Origin of the sequence: Streptomyces sp. NPDC087859 (assembly GCF_044742595.1) — a bacterium.
Classification (GTDB): Bacteria; Actinomycetota; Actinomycetes; order Streptomycetales; family Streptomycetaceae; genus Streptomyces; species Streptomyces canus_F.
Window position 1 is genome coordinate 710,729 of record NZ_JBIUUU010000001.1, and the last position, 26,316, is coordinate 737,044.

General features: G+C 69.9%; 20 protein-coding genes. 5 read left to right on the forward strand and 15 right to left on the reverse strand.

The genetic code is table 11. The features are described from left to right. Positions 1–12: 12 nt before the first annotated feature. The 3 genes from ACIOHP_RS03365 to ACIOHP_RS03375 all read left to right on the forward strand — a co-directional run bounded on the left by ACIOHP_RS03365 (position 13) and on the right by ACIOHP_RS03375 (position 3,387). Positions 13–1,356 (forward strand): ABC transporter substrate-binding protein, encoded by a 1,344-nt coding sequence (locus tag ACIOHP_RS03365; RefSeq protein WP_401882883.1) that lies wholly within the window; start codon positions 13–15, stop codon positions 1,354–1,356. Continuing rightward, the gene (locus tag ACIOHP_RS03370) at positions 1,353–2,351 is read left to right on the forward strand and encodes an ABC transporter permease (RefSeq protein ID WP_401882885.1); all 999 of its coding nucleotides are present in this window, start codon (positions 1,353–1,355) and stop codon (positions 2,349–2,351) included. Before ACIOHP_RS03365 ends, ACIOHP_RS03370 begins: the two co-directional genes overlap by 4 nt. A gap of 361 nt (positions 2,352–2,712) precedes the next feature. After that, positions 2,713–3,387, forward strand: coding sequence for an ABC transporter ATP-binding protein (locus tag ACIOHP_RS03375; RefSeq protein WP_401883133.1), 675 nt, complete (start codon positions 2,713–2,715; stop codon positions 3,385–3,387). A gap of 23 nt (positions 3,388–3,410) precedes the next feature. Here the strand turns inward: ACIOHP_RS03375 and ACIOHP_RS03380 are convergent, their stop codons facing one another. Continuing rightward, a complete protein-coding gene (locus ACIOHP_RS03380) occupies positions 3,411–4,628 on the reverse strand; it encodes an IS110 family transposase (protein WP_401883136.1) in 1,218 nt (405 codons plus the stop codon). A gap of 260 nt (positions 4,629–4,888) precedes the next feature. Between ACIOHP_RS03380 and ACIOHP_RS03385 the strand changes: the two genes are divergently transcribed. Beyond that, complete coding sequence (locus tag ACIOHP_RS03385; RefSeq protein ID WP_401882887.1) at positions 4,889–7,768, forward strand: fumarate reductase/succinate dehydrogenase flavoprotein subunit; 2,880 nt, start codon at positions 4,889–4,891, stop codon at positions 7,766–7,768. A gap of 60 nt (positions 7,769–7,828) precedes the next feature. On the opposite strand, the gene recQ is transcribed toward ACIOHP_RS03385, so the two are convergent. Beyond that, a complete protein-coding gene (gene recQ, locus ACIOHP_RS03390; RefSeq protein ID WP_401882889.1) occupies positions 7,829–9,832 on the reverse strand; it encodes a DNA helicase RecQ in 2,004 nt (667 codons plus the stop codon). 243 nt (positions 9,833–10,075) lie between these two features. On the opposite strand from recQ, the gene ACIOHP_RS03395 reads away from it, so the two are divergent. Further along, positions 10,076–10,657 (forward strand): hypothetical protein, encoded by a 582-nt coding sequence (locus tag ACIOHP_RS03395; protein WP_401882891.1) that lies wholly within the window; start codon positions 10,076–10,078, stop codon positions 10,655–10,657. 76 nt (positions 10,658–10,733) lie between these two features. On the opposite strand, the gene nuoN is transcribed toward ACIOHP_RS03395, so the two are convergent. Genes nuoN through ACIOHP_RS03460 form a run of 13 tightly spaced genes read right to left on the reverse strand, consistent with a single transcriptional unit; the run spans position 10,734 to position 26,311 of the window. Next, positions 10,734–12,383: an NADH-quinone oxidoreductase subunit NuoN gene (gene nuoN / locus ACIOHP_RS03400; RefSeq protein ID WP_361546821.1), complete on the reverse strand. Its 1,650-nt coding sequence runs from the start codon at positions 12,381–12,383 to the stop codon at positions 10,734–10,736. Continuing rightward, positions 12,380–13,951 (reverse strand): NADH-quinone oxidoreductase subunit M, encoded by a 1,572-nt coding sequence (locus ACIOHP_RS03405; protein ID WP_401882894.1) that lies wholly within the window; start codon positions 13,949–13,951, stop codon positions 12,380–12,382. The genes nuoN and ACIOHP_RS03405 overlap by 4 nt, the downstream gene beginning before the upstream one ends. 5 nt (positions 13,952–13,956) lie before the next feature. After that, the gene (gene nuoL, locus ACIOHP_RS03410) at positions 13,957–15,870 is read right to left on the reverse strand and encodes an NADH-quinone oxidoreductase subunit L (RefSeq protein WP_401882897.1); all 1,914 of its coding nucleotides are present in this window, start codon (positions 15,868–15,870) and stop codon (positions 13,957–13,959) included. A 14-nt stretch (positions 15,871–15,884) separates the two neighbouring features. Next, a complete protein-coding gene (gene nuoK, locus ACIOHP_RS03415) occupies positions 15,885–16,184 on the reverse strand; it encodes an NADH-quinone oxidoreductase subunit NuoK (protein ID WP_003974374.1) in 300 nt (99 codons plus the stop codon). Further along, positions 16,181–17,023, reverse strand: coding sequence for an NADH-quinone oxidoreductase subunit J (locus ACIOHP_RS03420; RefSeq protein ID WP_361546830.1), 843 nt, complete (start codon positions 17,021–17,023; stop codon positions 16,181–16,183). The genes nuoK and ACIOHP_RS03420 overlap by 4 nt, the downstream gene beginning before the upstream one ends. Beyond that, positions 17,020–17,631 (reverse strand): NADH-quinone oxidoreductase subunit NuoI, encoded by a 612-nt coding sequence (gene nuoI, locus ACIOHP_RS03425; RefSeq protein ID WP_361546833.1) that lies wholly within the window; start codon positions 17,629–17,631, stop codon positions 17,020–17,022. Before nuoI ends, ACIOHP_RS03420 begins: the two co-directional genes overlap by 4 nt. After that, entirely contained in the window at positions 17,624–18,979 is a 1,356-nt protein-coding gene (gene nuoH / locus ACIOHP_RS03430) for an NADH-quinone oxidoreductase subunit NuoH (protein WP_361494035.1), read from the reverse strand. Before nuoH ends, nuoI begins: the two co-directional genes overlap by 8 nt. Then, positions 18,976–21,480, reverse strand: coding sequence for an NADH-quinone oxidoreductase subunit G (locus ACIOHP_RS03435; RefSeq protein ID WP_401882903.1), 2,505 nt, complete (start codon positions 21,478–21,480; stop codon positions 18,976–18,978). The genes nuoH and ACIOHP_RS03435 overlap by 4 nt, the downstream gene beginning before the upstream one ends. After that, entirely contained in the window at positions 21,477–22,826 is a 1,350-nt protein-coding gene (gene nuoF, locus ACIOHP_RS03440) for an NADH-quinone oxidoreductase subunit NuoF (protein ID WP_361494030.1), read from the reverse strand. The genes ACIOHP_RS03435 and nuoF overlap by 4 nt, the downstream gene beginning before the upstream one ends. After that, entirely contained in the window at positions 22,826–23,698 is an 873-nt protein-coding gene (gene nuoE / locus ACIOHP_RS03445) for an NADH-quinone oxidoreductase subunit NuoE (protein WP_361546840.1), read from the reverse strand. The genes nuoF and nuoE overlap by 1 nt, the downstream gene beginning before the upstream one ends. Continuing rightward, complete coding sequence (locus ACIOHP_RS03450; RefSeq protein WP_361546843.1) at positions 23,695–25,017, reverse strand: NADH-quinone oxidoreductase subunit D; 1,323 nt, start codon at positions 25,015–25,017, stop codon at positions 23,695–23,697. The genes nuoE and ACIOHP_RS03450 overlap by 4 nt, the downstream gene beginning before the upstream one ends. Beyond that, complete coding sequence (locus ACIOHP_RS03455; RefSeq protein ID WP_361546846.1) at positions 25,014–25,760, reverse strand: NADH-quinone oxidoreductase subunit C; 747 nt, start codon at positions 25,758–25,760, stop codon at positions 25,014–25,016. Before ACIOHP_RS03455 ends, ACIOHP_RS03450 begins: the two co-directional genes overlap by 4 nt. Further along, positions 25,757–26,311, reverse strand: a complete 555-nt coding sequence (locus tag ACIOHP_RS03460) for an NADH-quinone oxidoreductase subunit B family protein (protein ID WP_266823447.1) — start codon at positions 26,309–26,311, stop codon at positions 25,757–25,759. The genes ACIOHP_RS03455 and ACIOHP_RS03460 overlap by 4 nt, the downstream gene beginning before the upstream one ends. Positions 26,312–26,316: the final 5 nt, after the last annotated feature.

The window sequence follows — 26,316 nt, forward strand, 5'->3', positions numbered from 1 at the left end:
TCCTGAACTCCCATGAAAAACAAGGCAGTTGCTGCATCAGCAGTGTTGTTGCTGGCACCCCTGACGGCCTGCGGCGGCAGCGCCCGGGCCGGCGACGGCTCCACGGTGACCGTCACCGTCGGCTACCAGTCCAAGACCATCAACACCGTCACCGCCGGCACCCTGCTGCGCTCCCTCGGCTCCTTCGAGAAGCAGCTCAACTCGCTGGGCGACGGCAAGACGTACAAGGTCGACTGGCAGGACTACGCCACCGGCGCCCCCATCACCGCCCAGATGACCGCCGGGAAGATCGACATCGGCTCGATGGGCGACTTCCCGCTCCTCATCAACGCGGCCCGCGGCAAGCAGCTCGGCAAGCCGACCCACCTGGTCTCGGTCACCGGCTACAACCTCCGCGGCGGCCTCAACACCATCGTCACCGCCCCGGAGTCCAAGCTGGCCTCCCTCGCGGACCTCAAGGGCAGGAAGGTGTCGACCAGCATCGGCTCCGCCGCCGACGGCACCCTCGTCCGCGCCCTGCAACGCGCCGGCATCGACCCCGACAAGGGCATCGAGAAGCTCAACCAGCAGCCCGCCGTGGGCGCCTCCGCCCTCTCCGCCGGCAGCGCGGACGCGCTCTCCCAGTTCGTCGCCTGGCCCGGCCTGCTCGCCTACCAGGGCAAGGCGAAAGCCCTCTACGACGGTGCCCAGCTGAACCTCCCCACCTTCCACGGCGTCACCGCCCGCGAGGACTTCGCCAAGGAGCGCCCGGCCGTCCTGGAGGCCTTCCTCAAGGCCCAGGCCGAGGCCACGGACTACCTCGACGAGCACCCCGTGGCCGCCGCCGAGAAGGTCGCCGAGGCCACCGGCCTGCCCGCCGAGGTCGTCTACCTCTACAACGGCGCCCACGGCATCTCCACCTTCGACCCGGCGATCAAGCCCCAGCTGGTCTCCGCCCTCAAGGAGGACGTCTCGGTCCTGAAGTCGGCCAAGCTGACCGGCGACGTGGACGTGGACGCCTTCGTCGACGACCAGTACGTCAAGAAGGCCCTGGGCGCGGACTACGCGAAGCGGCTCGCCACCGCTCCCCCGGCATCCGCCGGCGAGGTCTGGCCCAAGGGCGCCTCCAAGACCCGCGCCTTCAAGACCCCGGCCGAACTGCTGGCCTACGTCGCGGAGCACAAGTCCGGCATCCGCGCCGCGTACGTCCCCGACGCCACCACCGGCACCCTGTGGTTCGCCGACAAGGCGCTCTGGGTGTCCGACGGCAAGGACCTGCTGCCCTTCGTCACCCCGGCCACCGCGCAGGCGTACGTCGGCGGACACGACGGCGCCCGCGTCGTCCCGTACGCCGCCGCGCTGGAGCAGGCGTCGTGAGCCGGTACGCGCGGCGGGCGCCCCGGTATCCACGCCGGGCCGGCCGCCTCGCCCTGCGGGCCGGCTCACTCGCGGTCGCCCTCGGCGTGTGGCAGCTGCTGACCAGCCTGGACATCGACCTGTGGCTGCGCTTCTCGCAGTTCCCCACCGTCACCGACGTCGCCCGCACCTTCGCCGACCGGCTGTCCGGCCCCGACTACTGGACCGACCTCACCGACAGCCTCACCCGCATCCTGACCGGCTTCCTGCTCGCCGCGGTGCTCGGGGTGGCCACGGGCGTGCTCGTGGCACGCTCCCGCCTCGCCGAGGACCTGCTCGGACCGGTCCTCGAGGTGATCCGCCCCATCCCGGCGATCGCCCTGGTCCCCGTCGCGATCCTCCTGTTCCCCTCCAACGAACAGGGCATCGTCTTCATCACCTTCACCGCCGCGTACTTCCCGGTCCTCGTCTCCACCCGGCACGCGGTCCGGGCACTCACCCCCGCCTGGGAGGAGGCGGTGCTGACGATGGGCGGCGGACGGTCGCGGATCCTCGCCTCGGTCGTCCTGCCGGGCGCGCTGCCCGGCATCTTCGGCGGTCTCTCGGTCGGCATCGGCGTCTCATGGATCTGCGTGATCTCCGCCGAGATGATCTCCGGCCAGTACGGCGTCGGCTACCGCACCTGGCAGGACTACACGGTCGTCGACTACCCCGGCGTCTTCGTCGGCATGGTCACGATCGGCATCCTCGGCTGGCTCACCTCCACGGCGGTCGAAGCACTGGGCCGCCGACTCACGCGGTGGCTGCCACGGACGTCGTACGACGTGGGGGCCGGCCCTCGACCGAGGGCCGCGCGGTCCGCGGGAACGGCGCCGCCGGCTCCGGTGGCCAAGGCATCCGTGGCCACCGGAGCCGCGGACGAAAGGGCCGCGGACGAGCAGGCCGTGCACGACAGGCCCAAGGACAAGGGGTCCGACTCCAGGACCGAGGAGGCACGCGATGAGCACCTCGTCTGAGACGACCGGCACGGCGGACGGCGCGACCGGGGTGTCAGGGTCGGCCGAGACGATCGGTGGGGGGTCGGCCGCGGCGGGCGCGGCCTGGGAGGCGTCCGCTGCGAGCACCACGGAGGACGCGGCTTCGGTGGCATCCGGGGCAACCGGCGCGACCTCGAAGGCGTCCGGGCCGACCGGCAAGACCTCGAAGAGTTCAGGGACGACCGGCGTCACCGGCACCGCCGCGCAGGCGTCCGGCTCCGGGCCGGGTGCCGCCCCGGAGCGGCCCGCCTCCGGTGGCGAGGATCCGGCCGCCGCCCCCGTCCGCGGCACCCGCCTCACCCTCACCGGCGCCGGTCTCGGGCGCCCCGGCGCCCCCGCCGTGTCCGGTGTCGACCTGGACATCGCGCCCGGCGAGATCCTGACCGTCGTCGGCTCCTCCGGCTGCGGCAAGTCGACACTGCTGCGCACCCTCGCCGGGCTGCTGCCCCCGCTCGACGGAACCGTGGAGCAGGACGGCCACCCGATCACCGCCCCGGCCGCGGACCGCGCCCTGGTCTTCCAGGAGGACGCCCTCCTGCCCTGGCGCACCCTGCGGGCCAACGTGGAACTCCCCCTCGCCATCAAGGGGGTGCCCCGCACCGAACGCCGGGCGCAGGCCGAGTCCTGGCTGGACCGCGTAGGGCTCGCCGACCGGGCCCGGCACCTGCCGCACCGGGTCTCCGGCGGGCAACGCCAACGCGCCCAGCTGGCCCGGGCCCTCGCGGGAGCGCCCCGCGCCGTCCTGATGGACGAACCCTTCGGCGCACTCGACGCCCAGACCCGCGCCGGCATGCAGGACCTGCTCGTGGAGGTGCTGCGGGGCACGGGCGCGACCGTCGTCTTCGTCACCCACGACGTGGACGAGGCCCTGTTCCTCGGCGACCGCGTGGCCCTCCTCGGCGCCGGCCGCCTCACCGCCGTACGCGACATACCCCACCCGCGTGACCGTACGGCCCACGAAGATCCCGCGCGCCTGGCCCTGCGGCGCGAAGTCCTCACCTCGCTCGGTACCTGAAAGACATCCCAGGAGCGTAGATGTCAACTCGTAGCCAGTTCCGCGTGATGCGACCAGGCGGTTGCCTCGTCGTAGAGGGTGCCGGTTTTGAGGCACCCGTGGAGGATGCCGACGAGGCGGTTGGCAAGTTGGCGCAAGGCGGCGTTGTGGCCGGCTCCGCGGGCGCGTTGGCGCTGGTAGTAGGCGTAGGCGTTGGGCGAGTAGCGCAAGGTGCCGAATGCCTGAGTAAGCAGGGCATCGATGAGCCGGTCGTTATGGACGTAGCGAGCCAGGGCGACCTTCTTCTTGCCGGAGGCGCGGGTGATCGGGGAGGTGCCGGCGTAGTTCTTGCGGGCCTTGGCGCTGGCGTAGCGGTCGGGGTCGTCGCCGAATTCTGCGAGCACCCGGGCACCGAGGACGACTCCCATTCCGGGCTGGGACAGGAGGATCTCAGCGGCCGGGTGTCGGCCAAAATGCGCCTCGACCTGCCCTTGCAGGGTCTTGATCTGGGTATTCAGCGTGGCCAGGACCGCTATGAGCGCGGTGATGGACGCGGCGTAGGCGGCGGCTACTTCCTCGGGCTGGCCGAGGTGTTGCTCACGCAGCGCCCCCTGGATGGCCTTCGCCTTGGCGGTCACGCTCTTTCGGTGGGCGCGCTTGAGCGCGGCACTGATCTGCCCCGTCGTGAGCTTCGCAGCCTGGGCGGGAGTAGGCGCCTTGCCGAGCAATTCCAGGGCGTCGGCGGCGTCCAGGTCCTCGAAGGCGGCCAGTGCTGCGGGGAAGTAGTCGCGCAATGCGTGCCGCAGTCGTTGAGTGTGCCGGGTGCGCTCCCAGATCAGCGTCTTGTGGGTGCGGGTGACCACCTTGACCGCTTCGGCCTGGGCGCTGTCCCCGGCAACGGACCGCAGCTCGTGGCTGTGGGTACGGACCATGTCGGCCAGCACATGCGCATCGCCCGGATCGCTCTTGGCCCCCGACACCGCAAGCCGGTCACGGAACCGGGCGGCCTGCAGCGGGTTGACGGTCAGCACCGTATACCCGGCCGTGACCAGGGCACGTACCCACGGACCACGGTCGGTTTCGATCCCGACAACGACCTCGGCCGTATCGGCGCCCTCTCCCACCGCTTCACCCACCAACGCGTGCAGCCGGGTCATCCCGGCCACTCCTTCGGGCAACCGCGCCTTGGCCAGCCGCCGCCCGGCCGAGTCCATCAGCTCGATGTCGTGGTGGTCTTCGGCCCAGTCATCCCCGACGAACAGTCGCAATGGTCCTCCCGCACTCCGGTACCGATCAACTGCAGCAGCCTGCCGGAGAACTATCAGCGACCTAATCAAGCAGTGCTCACGCCGAGGTGCGGCAGGCACGACATCCCAGTAGCGATCAACTCTCCGGGCCGAACGGCAGGGGCACGGTCTTTCAGCAGGACTCGAAAGTCCAAGCCCAATGAGTGCTCACCCACCGTCGGCTACCACCCGGAGTCTGCCGCACGGCCGACTCCCCGAACTGATTAGGCCCCCTGGTGACCGCCTCCGTGAACACCCCCCTGGAGATCCCCGCACTCACCGACGCCGAGGAGCTGAGCTGCGACGTCCTCGTCATCGGCGGCGGCACCGCCGGCACCATGGCCGCCCTGACCGCCGCCGAGCACGGCGCCGACGTGATCCTCCTGGAGAAGGCCCACGTCCGGCACTCCGGCGCCCTCGCCATGGGCATGGACGGCGTCAACAACGCGGTCGTCCCGGGCCGCGCCGAGCCCGACGACTACGTCGCCGAGATCACCCGCGCCAACGACGGCATCGTCGACCAGTCCACCGTCCGCCAGACCGCCACCCGCGGCTTCGCCATGGTGCAGCGACTGGAGTCCTACGGTGTGAAGTTCGAGAAGGACGAGCACGGCGAGTACGCGGTCCGCCAGGTCCACCGCTCCGGCTCCTACGTACTGCCCATGCCGGAGGGCAAGGACGTCAAGAAGGTCCTGTACCGGCAGCTGCGCCGTCGCGAGATGCGGGAGCGGATCCGCATCGAGAACCGGGTGATGCCGGTCCGGGTGCTCACGGCTCCCGAGGACGGGCGGGCCGTGGGCGCGGTCGGCTTCAACACCCGCACCGGCGCCTTCGTGACGGTCCGCGCGGGCGCCGTCGTCCTCGCCACCGGCCCCTGCGGCCGCCTGGGCCTTCCGGCGTCCGGCTACCTGTACGGCACCTACGAGAACCCGACGAACGCGGGCGACGGCTACGCCATGGCCTACCACGCGGGCGCCGAGCTCACCGGCATCGAGTGCTTCCAGATCAACCCGCTGATCAAGGACTACAACGGCCCCGCCTGCGCCTACGTCGCCAACCCCTTCGGCGGCTACCAGGTCAACCGGCACGGCGAACGCTTCGTCGACTCCGACTACTGGTCGGGCCAGATGATGGCGGAGTTCGCGGCGGAGGTCGCCTCGGACCGAGGCCCGGTGTACCTGAAGCTGAGCCATCTGCCGGAGGAGTCGATATCGGCCCTGGAGTCGATCCTGCACTCCACGGAACGCCCCTCCCGCGGCACCTTCCACTCCGGCCGCGGCCACGACTACCGCACCCACGACATCGAGATGCACATCTCCGAGATCGGCCTGTGCGGCGGTCATTCGGCCTCGGGAGTACGGGTGGACGACCACGCCCGTACGACCGTCCCCCGCCTGTACGCCGCCGGCGACCTCGCCTGCGTCCCCCACAACTACATGATCGGCGCCTTCGTCTTCGGCGACCTGGCGGGCGCGGACGCCGCCCAGTACCGGCCCTACCAGGGCGAGTTGCCCCTTCACCAACTCCGCGAGGCCCACGAACTGATCTACCGCCCGCTGCGCAACCCGGACGGCCCTCCGCAGCCCCAGGTCGAGTACAAGCTGCGCCGCTTCGTGAACGACTACGTCGCCCCGCCGAAGTCCGGCGCCCGTCTCTCGCTCGCCCTGGAGGCCTTCCAGCGGATGCACACCGACATCGCGGAGATGGGCGCCCGCACCCCGCACGAACTGATGCGCTGCGCCGAGGTCTCCTTCATCCGCGACTGCGCGGAGATGGCCGCGCGCGCCTCCCTGGCCCGCACGGAGTCCCGCTGGGGCCTCTACCACGACCGTCTCGACCACCCCCAACGCGACGACGCCTCCTGGTTCCACCACCTCGACCTGCACAAGTCCCCCTCCGGCACGATGGAGTTCACGGCCCGCCCCGTGGCCCCCTACCTGGTCCCCGTCGACGAGTTCACCCCCACCGGCGGCCCCTCCCGACACCTGGGCGAAGTGCATCCGGAGGACGTGGCGACGGCCGGTTCCAGGGACCGCGCACCGATGGCGGCGGGGGTGCCGCTGGGGGCGGGTGGGGCGGAGTCGGTGGGTGGGGCGGAGTCGGTGGGTGGGGCGGAGTCGGTGGGGGCGGCGGAGTCGCTATCGGGCTCGGGGGCGGAGCCAGTGTCGCTATCGGTGTCGGGGAGGGGGCCCCTCCCCCTCCCCACCCACCCCACCCCCGAGACTTCCTCCGCCCGCCTCCTCGAACTCGTCGCCCTCGCCGAGCAGGAGCCCGAACTCGGCGCTCTGCGGCCGTACTTGAGCGACCCGGTGCCCGCCGTGCGACGCGAGGCCGTCGCTGTGCTGACGGAGGCGCTGCCGCTGGGAACGGGCCCCGCCCTGGCCGAGGCTCTCCGCGACTCCGCCGCCGAGGTACGCGCCGCCGCCGCGGCCTCACTGCGCGAGCTCGTCGAGACGCTGCCTCCCGAGCCCGCCCTCCGTGACGGCCTCGCCGCCGCCCTCGCCGAGCCCGACCCGGTCGTCCGCGCGGCCGCCCTCGACGTCCTGCGCGCCCTGCGACTGGGCGACACGGAGCTGTTCGCCGGCTCGCTGACGGACCCTGACATCGCCGTCCGCATCGAGGCGGTACGCGCCCTCGTCTCGGTCGACGCCGCGGAGCAACTCGCCCACGCGGCACCGAGCGAGCCGTCCCGCGAGGTCCGGGTCACGATCGCCAGGAGCCTGGCGACGGTGTCGACGGAACATCCGGCCGAGGCCGTTCTCTCCGCTCTCGCCGACCTCACCGAGGACGCCGACGCCCTGGTCCGTGCCGCGGCCTACGCCGCACTGGGCACCACTGGCTGCCCCGGGCCTCTCGCCGCCCGCGCGGTGACCGCCCTCGACGACCCCGCCTGGCAGGTCCGGTCCGGAGCGGCGACCGCACTGTCCACGGCGGACCCGGATGTCGCCGTCCCCGCTCTCGCCAAGACCCTCGCCGACCAGAACGCCGACGTCCGCAAGGCGGCGGTCCTGGCTCTGACCCGCCACACGGGCACCGGAGACGCCCGCGCGGCTCTGGCCACGGCGACGACGGACTCGGACGCGGACGTCAGGGCGTACGCGACCCGAGCACTGTGACCAGGCCGGCGCCGGAGCCCTTGTCCGTTCCGGCGCCGGTGTCGGCGCCCGCGCCCGTGCCTAGGTCCAGTCGGGCTCCGGCTCCTCGTCCATCTCGGGCCAGTGGTCGGCACCCGGATCCGCGTCGCTCTCCGGAGTCGGCGCCTCCGCGGCGGCAGGGGTGTCGCCGAGTCCGGCCAGGACCGCCAGCACGCCCTCGCCGTATGTCACGAGCTTCTTCTCGCCGACGCCGCCGACCGTTCCGAGCTGTGCCACCGACGTCGGCCACACGGTCACGATCTCTCTGAGCGTGGCGTCGTGGAAGATGACGTACGCCGGGACGCCCTGCTCGCGCGCCTGCTCGCCCCGCCATGCCCGCAGCGCCTCGAAGGCCGGCATCAGCGAGTCGGGCAGCTCCACCGCCGCGGCCTTCGCCTTGCGTTCGCCCCGTCCGGAAGAGGACCCGGCGGTCTTCGCGGAGGCCGGCTTCTTCGGCTCCTTGCGCAGCGGTACGTCGCGTTCCCGCCGCAGCACCGCGCCGCTCGCCTCGGTCAGCACCAGCGTGCCGTACTCCCCCTCGACCGCGAGCAGTCCCTGTGCCAGCAGCTGGCGGACGACACCGCGCCATTCGCCCTCGGAGAGTTCCTCGCCGATGCCGAACACGGACAGCTGGTCGTGGTCGAACTGGATGACCTTGGCGGTGCGCTTGCCGAGCAGGATGTCGACGATCTGCACCGCGCCGAACTTCTGGCCGCGCTCGCGCTGCAGCCGCACCACCGTCGACAGCACCTTCTGCGCGGCAACCGTGCCGTCCATGGTCTCCGGCGGGGTGAGGCAGGTGTCGCAGTTGCCGCAGCCCGCCGGGTCCGGCTCCTGGCCGAAGTAGTTCAGCAGCTGCCCGCGCCGGCACTGGGCCGTCTCGCACAGCGCCAGCATCGCGTCCAGGTGGGAGGCGGCCCGGCGGCGGAACGCCTCGTCGCCCTCGCCGGACTGGATCAGCTTGCGCTGTTGTATGACGTCGTTGAGTCCGTAGGCCATCCAGGCCGTCGACGGCAGTCCGTCGCGTCCGGCGCGGCCGGTCTCCTGGTAGTAGCCCTCGACCGACTTGGGCAGGTCGAGGTGGGCGACGAAGCGGACGTCCGGCTTGTCGATGCCCATGCCGAAGGCGATGGTCGCGCACACGACCAGGCCCTCCTCGCGCAGGAACCGCGACTGGTGCGCCGCGCGTGTGCCCGCGTCGAGCCCCGCGTGGTAGGGCACGGCCTCGATGCCGTTCTTGCTCAGGAACTCCGCCGTCTTGTCGACCGAGTTGCGCGAGAGGCAGTACACGATGCCCGCGTCGCCGTCGTGCTCCTGCCGCAGGAAGCTCAGCAGCTGCTTCTTCGGGTCGGCCTTGGGCACGATCCGGTACTGGATGTTGGGCCGGTCGAAGCTCGCCACGAAGTGCCGGGCCGTCGGCATGTTCAGCCGTTGGGTGATCTCCTGGTGGGTCGCGTCCGTGGCCGTCGCGGTCAGCGCGATCCGGGGGACGTCCGGCCAGCGCTCGCCGAGCAGGGAGAGGGACAGGTAGTCGGGGCGGAAGTCGTGGCCCCACTGGGACACGCAGTGCGCCTCGTCGATCGCGAAGACCGAGATCTTGCCGCGCGAGAGGAGGTCCAGTGTGGAGTCGAGCCGCAGCCGCTCCGGTGCCAGATAGAGCAGGTCCAGCTCGCCCGCCAGGAACTCCGCCTCCACCACCCGCCGCTCGTCGAAGTCCTGCGTGGAGTTCATGAACCCGGCGTTCACGCCGAGCGCCCGCAGCGCGTCCACCTGGTCCTGCATCAGCGCGATGAGCGGCGAGACCACGATGCCGGTCCCGGGTCTGACCAGGGACGGGATCTGGTAGCACAGTGACTTTCCGCCGCCGGTCGGCATGAGGACCACGGCGTCGCCGCCCGCGATCACATGCTCGATGACCGCGCCCTGCTCGCCGCGGAAGGCCTCGTACCCGAAGACCCGGTGCAGCGTGGCCAGCGCCTCACTCTCGGCCGTGTCCGCCACCTCGGTCGTCCTTGGCATCTCGCTGATCCCACCCATCCCGCGCATAGCCCTGTCCCCCGTACGTAGTCCCTCGACCACTGCGTCCACGATAGGGGTCCGCACCGACAACGCCGGAGTTATCCACAGGCTCGCCCTGTGACTCTCCGCGCTCATACGAATGGCCTCCGTCACATAGCGCCTTGGTGGCCACCGGGACATGCTGCTCGGGCGGGTCAGGGGAGACCCGCCCCTCTCCGGACGGCGTGCCGCACAGGAACGCGCGCCTCTTCCGCTTCAAGGAGCCCCATCATGTCCTCTCGGCCCCTCAAGGCCGCCATCACCATGGCGATAGCCGGCGCTCTCTCCCTGACCGCCGCCCCCGCGCAGGCGGCGCCCGAGCCCGACCCGTTCGTCTGGGTGGACCTGGTCCCGACGTACACGAACACCGCCGCATCCTCCTATGAGCCGCTCGCCCCGCCGGACGGCTGGACCCGCACCGACACGTGTGTGCCCGGGATGGGCTACCGGTACGTCAACGCGGAGTACCTCGCCGACGGTGTCGTCGATGCCGGCAAGCCGGAGGTCCTGCTGTACGAAGGCGGGGCCGACACCAGCGACCGCGATCTGGTCGCGGTGGGGTGGGCGGTCAAGAACACGGGACAGGCCGCGCCGACGCTGTTCGGCGAGACGTTCCGCAGCACCGAGGTGCCCGGCTACTACACGCTTCACGCGTGGATCTACGAGGACAACCCCGACGGGCTCTTCAAATCGTTCAACCCCGCCGTGAAGTGCCCCGCCGCGCCGACACCGGCGGCGACGACCACGACGACGAACACGACCGCCGTGCCCGACTGGGTGTCCAGCCTCGACGACCTCGACTGGACGGGCTGAGCGCAACGCGGCGGCCCCGGCTCCCTCGAAGGGAACCGGGGCCGCCGTACAGGCACCGAGGTACGGGCGCCGCGGGTCAGCGCACGAACACTCCCGCCTGGTTCGCCAGGTCCAGGAAGTACTGCGGCGCCACACCGAGCACCAGCGTGACCGCCACGCCGATCCCGATCGCCGCCATCGTCAGCGGCGACGGAACGGCGACCGTCGGGCCCTCGGGCCGCGGCTCGCTGAAGAACATCAGCACGATGACGCGGATGTAGAAGAACGCCGCGATCGCCGACGAGATCACGCCGACCACGACCAGCGGCGCCGCGCCGCCTTCCGCCGCCGCCTTGAACACGGCGAACTTCCCGGCGAACCCGGAGGTCAGCGGAATGCCGGCGAAGGCCAGCAGGAACACCGCGAACACGGCGGCCACGAGGGGCGAACGGCGTCCGAGACCGGCCCACTTGGACAGGTGCGTCGCCTCACCACCGGCATCGCGTACCAGCGTCACCACGGCGAACGCGCCGATCGTGACGAACGAGTACGCCGCCAGGTAGAAGAGGACCGACGAGACGCCGTCGGGCGTGGTCGCGATGACGCCCGCGAGGATGAAGCCCGCGTGCGCGATCGACGAGTACGCCAGCAGTCGCTTGATGTCGGTCTGGGTGATCGCGACGATCGCACCGCCGAGCATGGTGACGATCGCGACGCCCCACATCACCGGCCGCCAGTCCCAGCGCAGGCCCGGCAGGACGACGTAGAGGATCCGCAGCAGCGCGCCGAACGCGGCCACCTTGGTCGCCGCCGCCATGAACCCGGTCACCGGTGTCGGCGCGCCCTGGTACACGTCCGGCGTCCACATGTGGAAGGGGACCGCGCCGACCTTGAACAGCAGGCCCATCACGATCATCGCGGCGCCGATCAGCAGCAGCGCGTCGTTGCCCATGGTGTCCGCGAGGGCCGGGTCGACGTTCGTGACCGTGCCGTCGACGACCTGGGCGATCGTCGCGTACGACACAGAGCCCGCGTACCCGTACAGCAGTGCGATGCCGAAGAGGGTGAACGCGGAGGCAAAGGCGCCGAGCAGGAAGTACTTGACCGCGGCCTCCTGCGACATGAGCCGCTTGCGGCGGGCCAGGGCGCACATCAGGTACAGCGGCAGGGAGAAGACTTCCAGCGCGATGAACAGCGTCAGCAGATCGTTGGCCGCCGGGAAGATCAGCATGCCGGCGACGGCGAACAGCAGCAGCGGGAACACCTCGGTGGTGGTGAACCCGGCCTTCACCGCGGCCTTCTCGCTGTCGCTGCCCGGTACGGAGGCGGCCTGTGCGGCGAAGGAGTCGACCTGTTTTCCGTGCTCCACGGGGTCCAGGCGCCGTTCGGCGAAGGTGAACAGGCCGACCAGACCCGCCAGCAGGATCGTGCCCTGGAGGAAGAGCGCCGGTCCGTCGACGGCGATCGCGCCCATCGCGACGATGCCGGCCTTGGTGGTGGCGTATCCGCCCTGCGCGAGCGCGACGACCGCGGCGAAGGCCGAGATCAGCGCTACTGCGGAGACGAACACCTGGGCGTAGTACCGCTGCTTGCGCGGTACCGCCGCCTCGATGAGGACCCCGATGATCGCCGCACCGACGACGATCAGCGTGGGTGACAATTGTCCGTATTCGATCTTCGGCGTATCGATCTTCGAGATCGGATCGGCCGCGGTTGTCCACAGGCTGTGGACGGCTGTTGCGCTCACTTGGCCGCCTCCACCTCGGGCTGGGGGTCCTTCTTCTGGACGTCGGACATGGTCGCCTTGACCGCCGGGTTGACGATGTCGGTGACGGGCTTCGGGTAGACGCCCAGGAAGATCAGCAGTACGACCAGCGGCGCGACCACCACCAGTTCCCGCACCCGCAGGTCGGGCATGGTCGCGACCGCGGGCTTCACCGGGCCCGTCATCGTCCGCTGGTAGAGGACGAGGGTGTAGAGCGCGGCGAGGACGATGCCGAAGGTGGCGATGATCCCGATCACCGGGTAGCGCGCGAACGTGCCGACCAGGACCAGGAACTCACTCACGAACGGGGCGAGCCCCGGCAGCGACAGCGTCGCCAGACCGCCGATCAGGAAGGTGCCGGCGAGCACCGGGGCGACCTTCTGCACCCCGCCGTAGTCGGCGATGAGCCGCGACCCGCGCCGCGAGATCAGGAACCCGGCGACCAGCATCAACGCGGCCGTGGAAATACCGTGGTTGACCATGTACAGCGTCGCGCCGGACTGGCCCTGGCTGGTCATCGCGAAGATGCCCATGATGATGAAGCCGAAGTGCGAGATCGACGCGTACGCCACCAGCCGCTTGATGTCCCGCTGGCCGACCGCGAGCAGCGCCCCGTAGATGATGCTGATCACCGCCAGGACGAGGATCGCGGGCGTCGCCCACTTGCTGGCCTCCGGGAAGAGCTGGAGGCAGAAGCGGAGCATCGCGAAGGTGCCGACCTTGTCGACGACCGCCGTGATGAGGACGGCGACCGGGGCGGTGGCCTCCCCCATCGCGTTGGGCAGCCAGGTGTGCAGCGGCCACAGCGGTGCCTTCACCGCGAAGGCGAAGAAGAAGCCGAGGAACAGCCAGCGTTCGGTGTTGGTCGCCATGTCGAGCGAGCCGTTGGCCCGCGCCTCGGCGATCTCCTGGAGGCTGAAGTTCCCGGCGACCACGTACAGGCCGATCACCGCGGCCAGCATGATCAGACCGCCGACCAGGTTGTAGAGGAGGAACTTCACGGCGGCGTACGACCGTTGCGTGGACGCCGCCTCCTCGCCGTGTTCGTGGGCACGGTCTCCGAAGCCGCCGATGAGGAAGTACATCGGGATCAGCATGGCTTCGAAGAAGATGTAGAAAAGGAAGACGTCGGTGGCCTCGAAGGAGAGGATCACCATCGCCTCGACGGCGAGGATCAGGGCGAAGAAGCCCTGCGTCGGCCGCCACCTGGTGTTGCCGGTCTCCAGCGGGTCGGCGTCGTGCCAGCCCGCGAGGATGATGAACGGGATCAGCAGCGCGGTCAACGCGACGAGCGCCACCCCGATGCCGTCCACGCCCAGCTCGTACTTGACCCCGAAGTCCTTGATCCACCAGTGGGATTCGGTGAGTTGGTAGCGGTCGCCGTCCGGGTCGAAGCGGACCAGGACGATCGCGGCGAGCACGAGGGTCGCCAGCGAGACGAGCAGCGCGAGCCACTTGGCTGCGGTGCGTTGCGCGGCCGGTACGGCGGCCGTGGCGATCGCGCCGATCGCCGGGAGCGCCGCCGTCGCTGTCAGCAGAGGAAAGGACATCGGTATCAGACCGCCCTCATCAGCAGGGTCGCGGCGATCAGCACTGCCGCACCGCCGAACATCGAGACCGCGTACGACCGCGCGTAGCCGTTCTGCAGTTTGCGGAGCCGTCCGGAGAGGCCGCCCATGGAGGCCGCCGTACCGTTGACCACGCCGTCGACCAGGGTGTGGTCGACGTACACCAGGGACCGGGTGAGGTGCTCGCCGCCGCGGACCAGGACGACGTGGTTGAAGTCGTCCTGGAGCAGGTCGCGTCGGGCGGCCCGGGTGAGCAGGGATCCGCGCGGGGCGACGACCGGGACCGGGCGCCGGCCGTACTGGAGGTAGGCGAAGGTGACGCCGATGACCATCACGGCGACCGTGGCGCCGGTGACCGTGGCCGCGCTGATCGGCGAGTCGCCGTGGTCGTGCCCGGTGATGGGCTCGAGCCAGTGCAGGAAGCGGTCGCCGATGCTGAAGAAGCCGCCGGCGAAGACCGATCCGAAGGCCAGCACGATCATGGGGATCGTCATGGACTTGGGCGACTCGTGCGGGTGCGGCTCGTGGCCTTCGGCGTCCGGCTGCCAGCGCTTCTCGCCGAAGAACGTCATGAGCATCACGCGCGTCATGTAGTACGCCGTGATGGCCGCGCCCAGCAGGGCAGCGCCGCCGAGGATCCAGCCCTCGGTGCCGCCCTTGGCGAAGGCCGCCTCGATGATCTTGTCCTTGGAGAAGAAGCCGGACAGACCCGGGAAGCCGATGATCGCGAGGTAGCCGAGGCCGAAGGTGACGAAGGTGACCGGCATGTACTTCCGCAGGCCGCCGTACTTCCTCATGTCGACCTCGTCGTTCATGCCGTGCATGACCGATCCGGCGCCGAGGAACAGCCCGGCCTTGAAGAAGCCGTGCGTCACCAGGTGCATGATCGCGAAGACGTAGCCGATGGGGCCGAGGCCCGCGGCGAGGATCATGTAGCCGATCTGCGACATGGTCGAGCCGGCCAGCGCCTTCTTGATGTCGTCCTTCGCGCAACCGACGATCGCACCGAACAGGAGCGTGACGGCACCGACGACGGTGACGACGAGCTGGGCGTCCGGAGCGAGGTTGAAGATGTTGGCGGAGCGGACGATCAGGTAGACGCCCGCGGTCACCATGGTCGCCGCGTGGATGAGGGCCGAGACCGGGGTCGGGCCCTCCATCGCGTCCCCGAGCCAGGACTGCAGCGGCACCTGGGCGGACTTGCCGCAGGCGGCGAGCAGCAGCATCAGGGCGATGCCGGTGAGCGTGGCCTCGGAGGCGCCTTCGACGAGTCCGGGCTTCTCGTGGCTGCCGAGGACCGGGCCGAAGGCGAAGGTGCCGAACGTCGTGAACATCAGCATGATCGCGATCGACAGGCCCATGTCGCCGACGCGGTTGACCAGGAAGGCCTTCTTCGCGGCGGTGGCCGCGCTGGGCTTGTGCTGCCAGAAACCGATCAGCAGGTAGGAGGCGAGACCGACGCCCTCCCAGCCGACGTACAGCAGAAGGTAGTTGTCGGCGAGGACGAGCAGCAGCATCGCCGCGAGGAACAGGTTCAGATAGCCGAAGAAGCGGCGGCGACGCTCGTCGTGCTCCATGTACCCGATGGAGTACAGGTGGATCAGCGAGCCGACACCCGTGATCAGCAGCACGAACGTCATCGACAGCTGGTCGAGGCGGAAGGCGATGTCCGCCTGGAAGCCCTCGACCGGGACCCAGCTGAACAGGTGGCTCGTCAGGGTCCGGTGTTCGGCGTTCTTGCCGAGGAGGTCGGCGAAGAGTACGGCGCCGATCACGAAGGAGGCGGCCGCGAGGGCGGTGCCGATCCAGTGGCCGACGGCATCGAGCCGCCGGCCGCCGCACAGCAGTACGGCCGCTCCGAGCAGGGGCGCCGCCACCAGCAGCGCAATCAGGTTCTCCACGATTCAGCGACCCCTCAGAGCTTCATCAGGCTGGCGTCGTCGACCGAGGCCGAGTGGCGGGAGCGGAACAGGGACACGATGATCGCGAGCCCGACCACGACCTCCGCGGCGGCGACGACCATCGTGAAGAAGGCGATGATCTGGCCGTCGAGGTTGCCGTGCATCCGGGAGAAGGCGACGAACGCCAGGTTGCAGGCGTTGAGCATGAGCTCGATGCACATGAACACGACGATCGCGTTGCGCCTGATCAGTACGCCGGTGGCGCCGATCGTGAACAACAGCGCCGCGAGGTAGAGATAGTTGACGGGGTTCACTTCGACGCCTCCTCGGCCCGCTTGAGGTTCGCCGGTGCCGTGTCGGTCCGCTCCAGGCGCTCCTCGGCGCGCTGTTCCAGTGCGCGCAGATCGTTGAGCGCCTCGGTCGAGACGTCACGGATCTGGCCGCGCTCGCGCAGCGTCTTGTTGACGGTGAGCTCGGAGGGGGTGCCGTCGGGCAGCAGGCCCGCGATGTCCACGGCGTTGTGCCGGGCGTACACACCGGGCGCGGGCAGCGGCGGAAGGTGCTTGCCCTCGCGGACGCGCTGCTCGGCCAGTTCCCGCTGGGTCTTGGCGCGCTCGGTGCGCTCGCGGTGGGTGAGCAGCATGGCGCCGACGGTGGCCGTGATCAGCAGGGCGCCGGTGATCTCGAAGGCGAACACGTACTTGGTGAAGATGAGGGTGGCCAGGCCCTCCACATTGCCGTTGGCGTTGGCCTGCGCCATCCCGTTGAACTCGGTCAGGGAGGCGTTGCCGATGCCGGCGACCAGCAGGATGCCGAAGCCGAGGCCGCAGAGAAGGGCCAGCCAGCGCTGGCCCTTGATGGTCTCCTTCAGGGAGTCCGCGGCCGTGACGCCGACGAGCATGACCACGAAGAGGAACAGCATCATGATCGCGCCGGTGTAGACGATGATCTGTACGACGCCCAGGAAGTAGGCGCCGTTGGCGAGGTAGAACACCGCCAGGATGATCATGGTGCCGGCGAGACAGAGCGCGCTGTGCACGGCCTTCTTCATGAGGACGGTGCACAGGGCGCCGATCACGGCGACGGTGCCGAGCACCCAGAACTGGAAGGCCTCGCCGGTGGAGGTGGAGTAGGCGGCGAGCTGCATGCTCATGTGCCGACCTCCTCTTCTTCCGGGCTCTCTCCCTTGGAGACGGCGACCTGCTGGACGGTGCCGGGCGCGGCCTCGGTCACCAGGCCCCGGTAGTAGTCCTGCTCGTCCGTCCCCGGGAAGATCGAGTGGGGTGAGTCGACCATGCCCTCCTCGAGCCCGGCGAGCAGCTGCTCCTTGGTGTAGATGAGGTTGGCGCGGCTGGTGTCGGCGAGCTCGAACTCGTTGGTCATCGTCAGCGCGCGCGTGGGACATGCCTCGATGCACAGACCGCACAGGATGCAGCGGGCGTAGTTGATCTGGTAGACGCGCCCGTACCGCTCGCCCGGCGAGTAGCGCTCCTCTTCGGTGTTGTCCGCGCCCTCGACGTAGATCGCGTCGGCGGGGCAGGCCCAGGCGCACAGCTCGCAGCCGACGCACTTCTCCAGGCCGTCCGGATGGCGGTTGAGCTGGTGCCGTCCGTGGAAACGGGGAGCGGTGGTCTTCTGCTGCTCGGGGTACTGCTCGGTCAGCCGCTTCTTGAACATGGCCTTGAAGGTCACGCCGAAGCCGGCCACGGGGTTCTGGAAACCGGGCGACGACTGCCCGGCCTCCTTGGACTCCTCAGCCATCGGACGCCTCCTTTCCATCCAGAGATCCGTCACTCTGAGTATCGGGCCCGCCACTGACAATCAGCTCCCGCTCCCGGCGCGAACGGCGCCTGGGCACGGGTGGCAACTCCTGTCCGGGCAGCGGCGGTACGGGGAATCCGCCGGCCATCGGGTCGAAGCCGACGGGCGGGGCGGGCTCCTCCTTCGGCTTGCCTCGGAACATGTCCGCGACGAAGGACAGCAGCAGGAGCAGCAGGACGCCGCCGCCGACGTAGAGGGCGATGTCGGCGAAGTCGTAGTTCTCGTTGCGCAGGGTCCGCACGGTCGCGACGAGCATCAGCCACACCACGGAGACCGGGATGAGGACCTTCCAGCCGAGCTTCATCAGCTGGTCGTAACGGACCCGTGGGAGCGAGGCGCGCACCCAGATGAACATGAACAGGAACGCCTGGACCTTGAGGACGAACCAGAGCATCGGCCACCAGCCGTGATTCGCGCCCTCCCAGAAGGTGCTGACCGGCCAGGGGGCCCGCCAGCCGCCGAGGAACAGCGTGGTCGCCACGGCCGAGACAGTGATCATGTTCGCGTACTCGGCGAGCATGAACAGCGCGAACTTGATGGACGTGTACTCGGTGTTGAAGCCGCCGACGAGGTCGCCCTCGGACTCCGGCATGTCGAAGGGGGCGCGGTTGGTCTCGCCGATCATCGTGACGATGTAGAGGACGAAGGAGACCGGCAGCAACAGGACGTACCAGCGGTCCTGCTGCTGCTCGACGATCGTGGACGTCGACATCGAGCCCGAGTAGAGGAACACGGAGGCGAACGCCGCGCCCATGGCGATCTCGTACGAGATCATCTGCGCGCAGGAGCGCAGGCCGCCGAGCAGCGGATACGTCGATCCGGAGCTCCAGCCGGCGAGGACGAGGCCGTAGATGCCCACGGAGGCGGTCGCGAGGATGTAGAGCATCGCGATCGGCAGGTCGGTGAGCTGCATGGTGGTGCGGTGGCCGAAGATCGAGATCTCGTTGCCGGCCGGGCCGAAGGGGATCACCGCGATCGCCATGAAGGCCGGCACGGTCATGATGATCGGCGCGAGGATGTAGACGACCTTGTCGGCGCGCTTGACGACGAGGTCTTCCTTGAGCATCAGTTTGACGCCGTCGGCGAGCGACTGGAGCATGCCCCAGGGGCCGTTCCGGTTGGGGCCGATGCGCAGCTGCATCCAGGCGACGACCTTGCGTTCCCAGACGATGGCGAGCAGCACGGACAGCACCACGAAGGCGAAGCAGAAGACCGCCTTGAGGACGACCAGCCACCAGGGGTCGGTGCCGAACAGCGAGAGGTCTTCAGCGGCGAGGTACGGGCTCATGCCTCCACCTCCTTGGGGGCTTCGGCGGCGAGCGTCGCCGGGCCGATGCGGACGAGTGAGCCGGGCACCGCACCGGCGTCGGAGGCGACTCCCCCGCCCGCGGAGTTCAGGGGGAGCCAGACCACGCGGTCGGGCATCACGGTGATCTGCAGCGGGAGTTCGACCACACCGGCGGGGCCGGTCACGGCGAGGACGTCGCCGTCCTTCACTCCGGCCTCGGCGGCGGTCGCGGCCGACACGCGCGCGCGGGCAGCGTGCCGCGTCCCGGCGAGCGCCTCGTCGCCGTCCTGGAGGCGGCCCTGGTCGAGCAGCAGCCGGTGCCCGGCCAGTACGGCCTCCCCGGCGGCGGGCCGCGGCAACTGGGCCGCGGTCTCCAGCGGTTCGGTGGCCCGGGGTCCGTCCCAGGCGCCGAGCCGGTCGATCTCGGCGCGCACGGTCCTGAGGTCCGGCAGACCCAGGTGGACGTCCATGGCGTCGGCCAGCATCTGCAGCACGCGCGCGTCGGTGGGCGCGAGGCGGCGGGTCATCTGCTCGGGCTTGAGCGCGGCCTCGAAGAAGCGCACCCGGCCTTCCCAGTTGAGGAAGGTGCCGGCCTTCTCGACGACCGCGGCGACCGGCAGGACCACGTCCGCGTGCTCGGTGACCTCACTGGGCCGCAGCTCCAGCGAGACCAGGAAGCCGACCTCGTGAAGTGCTTCACGTGCGCGTACCGGGTCCGGGAGGTCGGCGACCTCGACGCCCGCGACGACCAGCGCCCGGAGTTCTCCGGTGGCGGCGGCCTCGACGATCTGGCTGGTGTCGCGGCCGTAGCGGTGCGGGAGTTCGGCGACGCCCCAGGCCGTGGCGACCTCCTCACGCGCGCGTGGGTCGGTCGCCGGACGTCCGCCCGGCAGCAGCGACGGCAGTGCGCCCGCCTCGACGGCCCCGCGCTCTCCCGCCCTGCGCGGGATCCACACCAGCTGCGCGCCGGTCGCGGACGCGGCCCGTACGGCGGCGGTCAGTCCGCCTGCCACGGCGGCCAGCCGCTCACCGACGACGAGTACCGCGCCCTCGGAGCGCAGCGCCTCGGCGGCCCGGGCCCCGTCGCCGTCCAGGCCGACCCCGCCCGCGAGGGCGTCCAGCCACTCGGTCTCGGTGCCGGGAGCGGCGGGGAGCAGCGTGCCGCCGGCCTTCTCCAGACCGCGCGTCGCGTGCGTGGCCAGTGCGAACACCTTCTGCCCGTGCTTGCGCCAGGCCTTGCGCAGCCGCAGGAAGACGCCGGGCGCCTCCTCCTCGGCCTCGAACCCGACCAGCAGGACGGCGGGCGCCTTCTCCAGTGCGGTGTAGGTGACGCCCGTGCCGTCGAGGTCGCGGCCGCGTCCGGCGATCCGCGCGGCGAGGAAGTCGGTCTCCTCACCGCTGTGCACGCGTGCGCGGAAGTCGATGTCGTTGGTGTCGAGCGCCACGCGCGCGAACTTGCTGTACGCGTAGGCGTCCTCGACGGTGAGCCGGCCGCCGGTGAGGACTCCGGTCCGGGAGCGGGCCGCGGCGAGTCCCTGGGCGGCCGCCTCCAGGGCCTCGGGCCAGGAGGCGGGCTCGAGAACACCTTCGGCGTTGCGCACCAGGGGTGTCTCCAGGCGGTCGCGCTGCTGCGCGTAGCGGAAGCCGAACCGCCCCTTGTCGCAGATCCACTCCTCGTTGACCTCGGGGTCGTTGGCCGCGAGCTTGCGCATGACCTTGCCGCGCCGGTGGTCGGTGCGCGTGGCGCAGCCGCCGGAGCAGTGCTCGCAGACGCTCGAGGTGGAGACCAGGTCGAAGGGGCGTGAGCGGAAGCGGTACGCCGCCGAGGTGAGCGCGCCGACGGGGCAGATCTGGATGGTGTTGCCGGAGAAGTACGACTCGAAGGGGTCGCCCTCACCGGTGCCGACCTGCTGCAGTGCGCCCCGCTCGACCAGTTCGATCATCGGGTCGCCCGCGATCTGGTTGGAGAAGCGGGTGCAGCGGGCGCACAGCACGCACCGCTCGCGGTCGAGGAGTACCTGGGTGGAGATCGGTACGGGCTTCTCGTAGGTCCGCTTCTTGCCCTCGAAGCGGGACTCGGCCTGGCCGTGCGACATGGCCTGGTTCTGCAGGGGGCACTCGCCGCCCTTGTCGCAGACCGGGCAGTCCAGCGGGTGGTTGATGAGGAGGAGCTCCATCACACCGTGCTGGGCCTTCTCCGCGGCCGGCGAGGTGAGGTGGGTCTTCACCACCATTCCGTCGGTGCAGGTGATGGTGCAGGACGCCATCGGCTTGCGCTGGCCCTCGACGTCGACGATGCACTGGCGACAGGCGCCGGCCGGGTCGAGGAGGGGGTGGTCGCAGAAGCGGGGGATCTCGATGCCGAGTTGTTCGGCGGCGCGGATGACCAGGGTGCCCTTGGGCACGCTGATCTCCACGCCGTCGATGGTCAGCGAGACGAGATCTTCCGGCGGGACCGCCGCCTCTCCCCCACCGGAGGGAGCGCTCGTGGTCACCGTCATGCGTTCACCTCCGTGCGGGAGTCGGCCCAGACCGTCGACTTGGCCGGGTCGAAGGGGCAGCCGCGGCCCGTGATGTGCTGCTCGTACTCCTCGCGGAAGTACTTGAGCGAGGAGAAGATCGGCGAGGCGGCACCGTCGCCGAGGGCGCAGAACGACTTGCCGTTGATGTTGTCGGCGATGTCGTTGAGCTTGTCGAGGTCGGACATGACGCCCTTGCCGGCCTCGATGTCGCGCAGCAACTGCACGAGCCAGTAGGTGCCTTCGCGGCAGGGTGTGCACTTGCCGCAGGACTCGTGGGCGTAGAACTCGGTCCAGCGGGTGACGGCGCGGACGACGCAGGTCGTCTCGTCGAAGCACTGGAGGGCTTTGGTGCCGAGCATGGAACCGGCGGCACCGACTCCCTCGTAGTCGAGGGGGACGTCGAGGTGCTCGTCGGTGAACATCGGCGTGGAGGAACCGCCCGGCGTCCAGAACTTCAGCCGGTGTCCGGGACGCATTCCGCCGCTCATCTCCAGGAGCTGGCGGAGTGTGATGCCGAGCGGGGCCTCGTACTGGCCGGGGCTGGTGACGTGGCCGCTGAGCGAATAGAGCGTGAAGCCGGGGGACTTCTCGCTGCCCATCGACCTGAACCAGTCTTTGCCCTTTTGCAGGATCGCGGGAACCGACGCGATCGACTCGACGTTGTTCACCACAGTCGGGCATGCGTAGAGGCCCGCGACGGCAGGGAAAGGGGGACGGAGCCGCGGTTGACCCCGGCGGCCTTCGAGCGAGTCGAGCAGCGCGGTCTCCTCACCGCAGATGTACGCGCCCGCGCCCGCGTGCACGGTGAGTTCCAGGTCGAGCCCGCTGCCGAGGATGTTCTCGCCGAGGAAGCCCGCCTCGTAGGCCTCGCGCACGGCCTCGTGCAACCGCCGCAGGACGGGGACGACTTCACCCCGCAGATAGATGAAGGCATGCGACGACCTGATGGCATAACACGCGATGACAATGCCCTCGATGAGGCTGTGCGGGTTCGCGAACAGGAGCGGGATGTCCTTGCAGGTTCCCGGCTCCGATTCGTCGGCGTTGACAACCAGATAGTGCGGCTTTCCATCACCCTGGGGAATGAACTGCCATTTCATTCCCGTGGGGAATCCCGCGCCGCCGCGGCCGCGCAGACCGGAGTCCTTGACGTACGCGATCAGGTCGTCCGGTGACATGGCGAGCGCCTTGCGGAGCCCCTCGTATCCTTCGTGCCTTCGGTAGACGTCCAGAGACCAGGACTTGTCCTCGTCCCAGAAGGCCGACAGCACGGGTGCGAGCAGCTTTTCGGGGCTGGTGTCTTTCAGTTCGGGTGCCAAGGTCATCACTCCCCCTCCTCGGCGGTAGGCCCTGCCGGGTGGGCCGGGTCGGAGGCCGACGTGTCCTGAGGCGCGTCGTGCGAGCTCAGGTGCTGTGTCGGTGACGGGTCGTGTACGGCCCTGTCGTGCGGCTCGTCGTGCGGGCGGCCGTCGCGCGGGTGGACCACGCGCGCGGGTGCGGCCTCTCCTCTGGCCAGGCGGAGGCCCACCAGCGACGCGGGTCCCGCGCCGCCGCTTGCCTCGACGGCCCCTGGCCGCTCGTCGGGGAAGCCGGCGAGGATCCGCGCGGTCTCCTTGAAGGTGCACAGCGGCGCCCCGCGCGTGGGCTCGACCGTCCGGCCCGCGCGCAGGTCGTCGACGAGGTGTTTGGCGCTGGAGGGGGTCTGGTTGTCGAAGAACTCCCAGTTGACCATCACGACGGGCGCGAAGTCGCAGGCCGCGTTGCACTCGATGTGCTCCAGCGTGACCTTGCCGTCCTCGGTGGTCTCGCCGTTGCCGACGCCGAGGTGCTCCTGGAGCTCCTCGAAGATCGCGTCACCGCCCATCACCGCGCACAGGGTGTTGGTGCAGACGCCCACCTGGTAGTCACCGCTCGGCCTGCGCCGGTACATGGTGTAGAAGGTGGCGACCGCGGTGACCTCGGCGGTGGTCAGGCCCAGCACGTCCGCGCAGAACCGCATCCCGGTGCGCGTGACATGGCCCTCCTCCGACTGCACGAGATGCAGCAGCGGAAGGAGCGCGGACCGGGAGTCGGGGTAGCGGGCGATGACCTCGCGCGCGTCCGCCTCCAGCCGGGCTCGAACGTCGTCCGGGTAGGCGGGCGCGGGCAGTTCGGGCATGCCCAGGCTGACGCCCTGCTCGGAAGAAGAGGTGGTCACCGGTCGACGCCTCCCATCACGGGGTCGATGGACGCGACGGCGACGATGACGTCGGCGACCTGGCCGCCCTCACACATCGCCGCCATGGACTGAAGGTTGGTGAAGGACGGCTCGCGGAAGTGGACCCGGTAGGGGCGGGTGCCGCCGTCGGACACGGCGTGCACCCCGAGTTCGCCCTTGGGCGACTCGACGGCCACGTACGCCTGTCCCGGCGGGACCCGGAAGCCCTCGGTGACCAGCTTGAAGTGGTGGATCAGGGCCTCCATGGAGGTGCCCATGATCTTCTTGATGTGGTCGAGGGAGTTGCCGAGCCCGTCGGGGCCCAGGGCGAGCTGGGCGGGCCAGGCGATCTTCTTGTCGGCGACCATGACCGGGCCGGGCTGGAGCCGGTCCAGGCACTGCTCGATGATCCTGAGGGACTGACGCATCTCCTCGAGGCGGATCAGGAAGCGGCCGTAGGAGTCGCAGGTGTCGGCGGTCGCGACGTCGAAGTCGTAGGTCTCGTAACCGGAGTACGGCTGTGCCTTGCGCAGGTCGAACGGCAGACCGGTGGAGCGCAGGATCGGGCCGGTGATGCCGAGGGCCATGCAGCCGGCCAGGTCGAGATAGCCGATGTCCTGCATACGGGCCTTGAAGATGGGGTTCCCGGTGGCGAGCTTGTCGTACTCCGGGAGGTTCTTCCGCATCTTCTTCACGAACTCGCGGATGTGGTCCACCGCGCCGGGCGGCAGGTCCTGGGCGAGTCCGCCGGGGCGGATGTACGCGTGGTTCATCCGCAGGCCCGTGATGAGCTCGTAGATGTCGAGAATCATTTCACGATCACGGAATCCGTAGATCATGATCGTGGTGGCGCCGAGTTCCATGCCGCCGGTGGCGATGCACACCAGGTGCGAGGAGAGCCGGTTCAGCTCCATCAGGAGCACCCTGATGATCTTGGCCCGCTCGGTGATCTGGTCCTCGATGCCGAGGAGTTTCTCGACGGCGAGACAGTAGGCGGCCTCGTTGAAGAAGGACGTCAGGTAGTCCATGCGCGTCACGAACGTGGTGCCCTGCGTCCACGTGCGGTACTCGAGGTTCTTCTCGATGCCGGTGTGGAGGTAGCCGATGCCGCAGCGGGCCTCGGTGACCGTCTCGCCGTCGATCTCCAGGATCAGACGGAGCACTCCGTGCGTGGACGGGTGCTGCGGGCCCATGTTGACGACGATGCGCTCGTCGTCGGCGCGGGCCGCGGACTGGACGACCTCGTCCCAGTCGCCACCGGTGACCGTGTAGACGGTGCCCTCGGTGGTCTCCCGGGCGGATGCTGACTGCGTGCTCACGAGTACGACCTCCGCTGGTCCGGAGCCGGGATCTGGGCGCCCTTGTACTCGACGGGGATGCCGCCGAGGGGGTAGTCCTTGCGCTGCGGGTGGCCCTGCCAGTCGTCCGGCATCATGATCCGCGTCAGGGCCGGGTGACCGTCGAAGACGATCCCGAAGAAGTCGTAGGTCTCGCGCTCGTGCCAGTCGTTGGTCGGATACACGGAGACCAGGGACGGGATCTTCGGATCGGCGTCCGGGGCGCTGACCTCGAGGCGGATCAGCCGGTTGTGGGTGAGCGAGCGCAGGTGGTAGACGGCGTGCAGCTCGCGGCCCTTGTCGTGCGGGTAGTGCACCCCGCTGACGCCGGTACAGAGCTCGAAGCGCAGGGCCGGGTCGTCGCGCAGGGTGCGGGCGACGCGCAGCAGGTGCTCGCGCTCGATGTGGAAGGTGAGCTCGTCGCGGTCGACGACCGTCTTCTCGATCGCGTTGTCGGGCAGGAGTCCCTGCTCCTCCAGTGCTCCCTCGAGTTCGTCGGCGACCTCGTCGAACCAGCCGCCGTAGGGGCGGGCCGCGGGGCCCGGCAGGCGGACCGAGCGCACCAGGCCGCCGTAGCCGGAGGTGTCGCCGCCGTTGGTGGCGCCGAACATGCCTCGCTGGACGCGGATCTCCTCACCGCCCTGGCCGCGCTGACCGGGGAGGTTGGAGGCGCTGAGGTCCTTTTCGGGGTTCGCGCCGTCGCCGGCGCCGTTCGCGTCGCTCACCGCAGCAGCCCCTTCATCTCGATGGTGGGCAGGGCCTTGAGCGCCGCTTCCTCCGCCTCGCGGGCCGCCTCCTCGGCGTTCACGCCGAGCTTGGAGCCCTGGATCTTCTCGTGGAGCTTGAGGATGGCGTCCAGCAGCATCTCGGGCCGTGGCGGGCAGCCCGGGAGGTAGATGTCGACGGGGAGGATGTGGTCGACGCCCTGGACGACCGCGTAGTTGTTGAACATGCCGCCCGAGGACGCGCAGACGCCCATGGAGATGACCCACTTCGGGTTCGCCATCTGGTCGTAGACCTGGCGGACGACCGGGGCCATCTTCTGGCTGACCCGGCCGGCGACGATCATGAGGTCGGCCTGGCGGGGTGAGCCGCGGAAGACCTCCATGCCGAAGCGGGCCAGGTCGTAGCGTCCGGCGCCGGTGGTCATCATCTCGATGGCACAGCAGGCGAGGCCGAAGGTGGCGGGGAAGACGGACGCCTTGCGCACCCAGCCCGCGGCCTGCTCGACGGTGGTCAGCAGGAAGCCGCTCGGCAGCTTTTCTTCGAGTCCCATGAGTT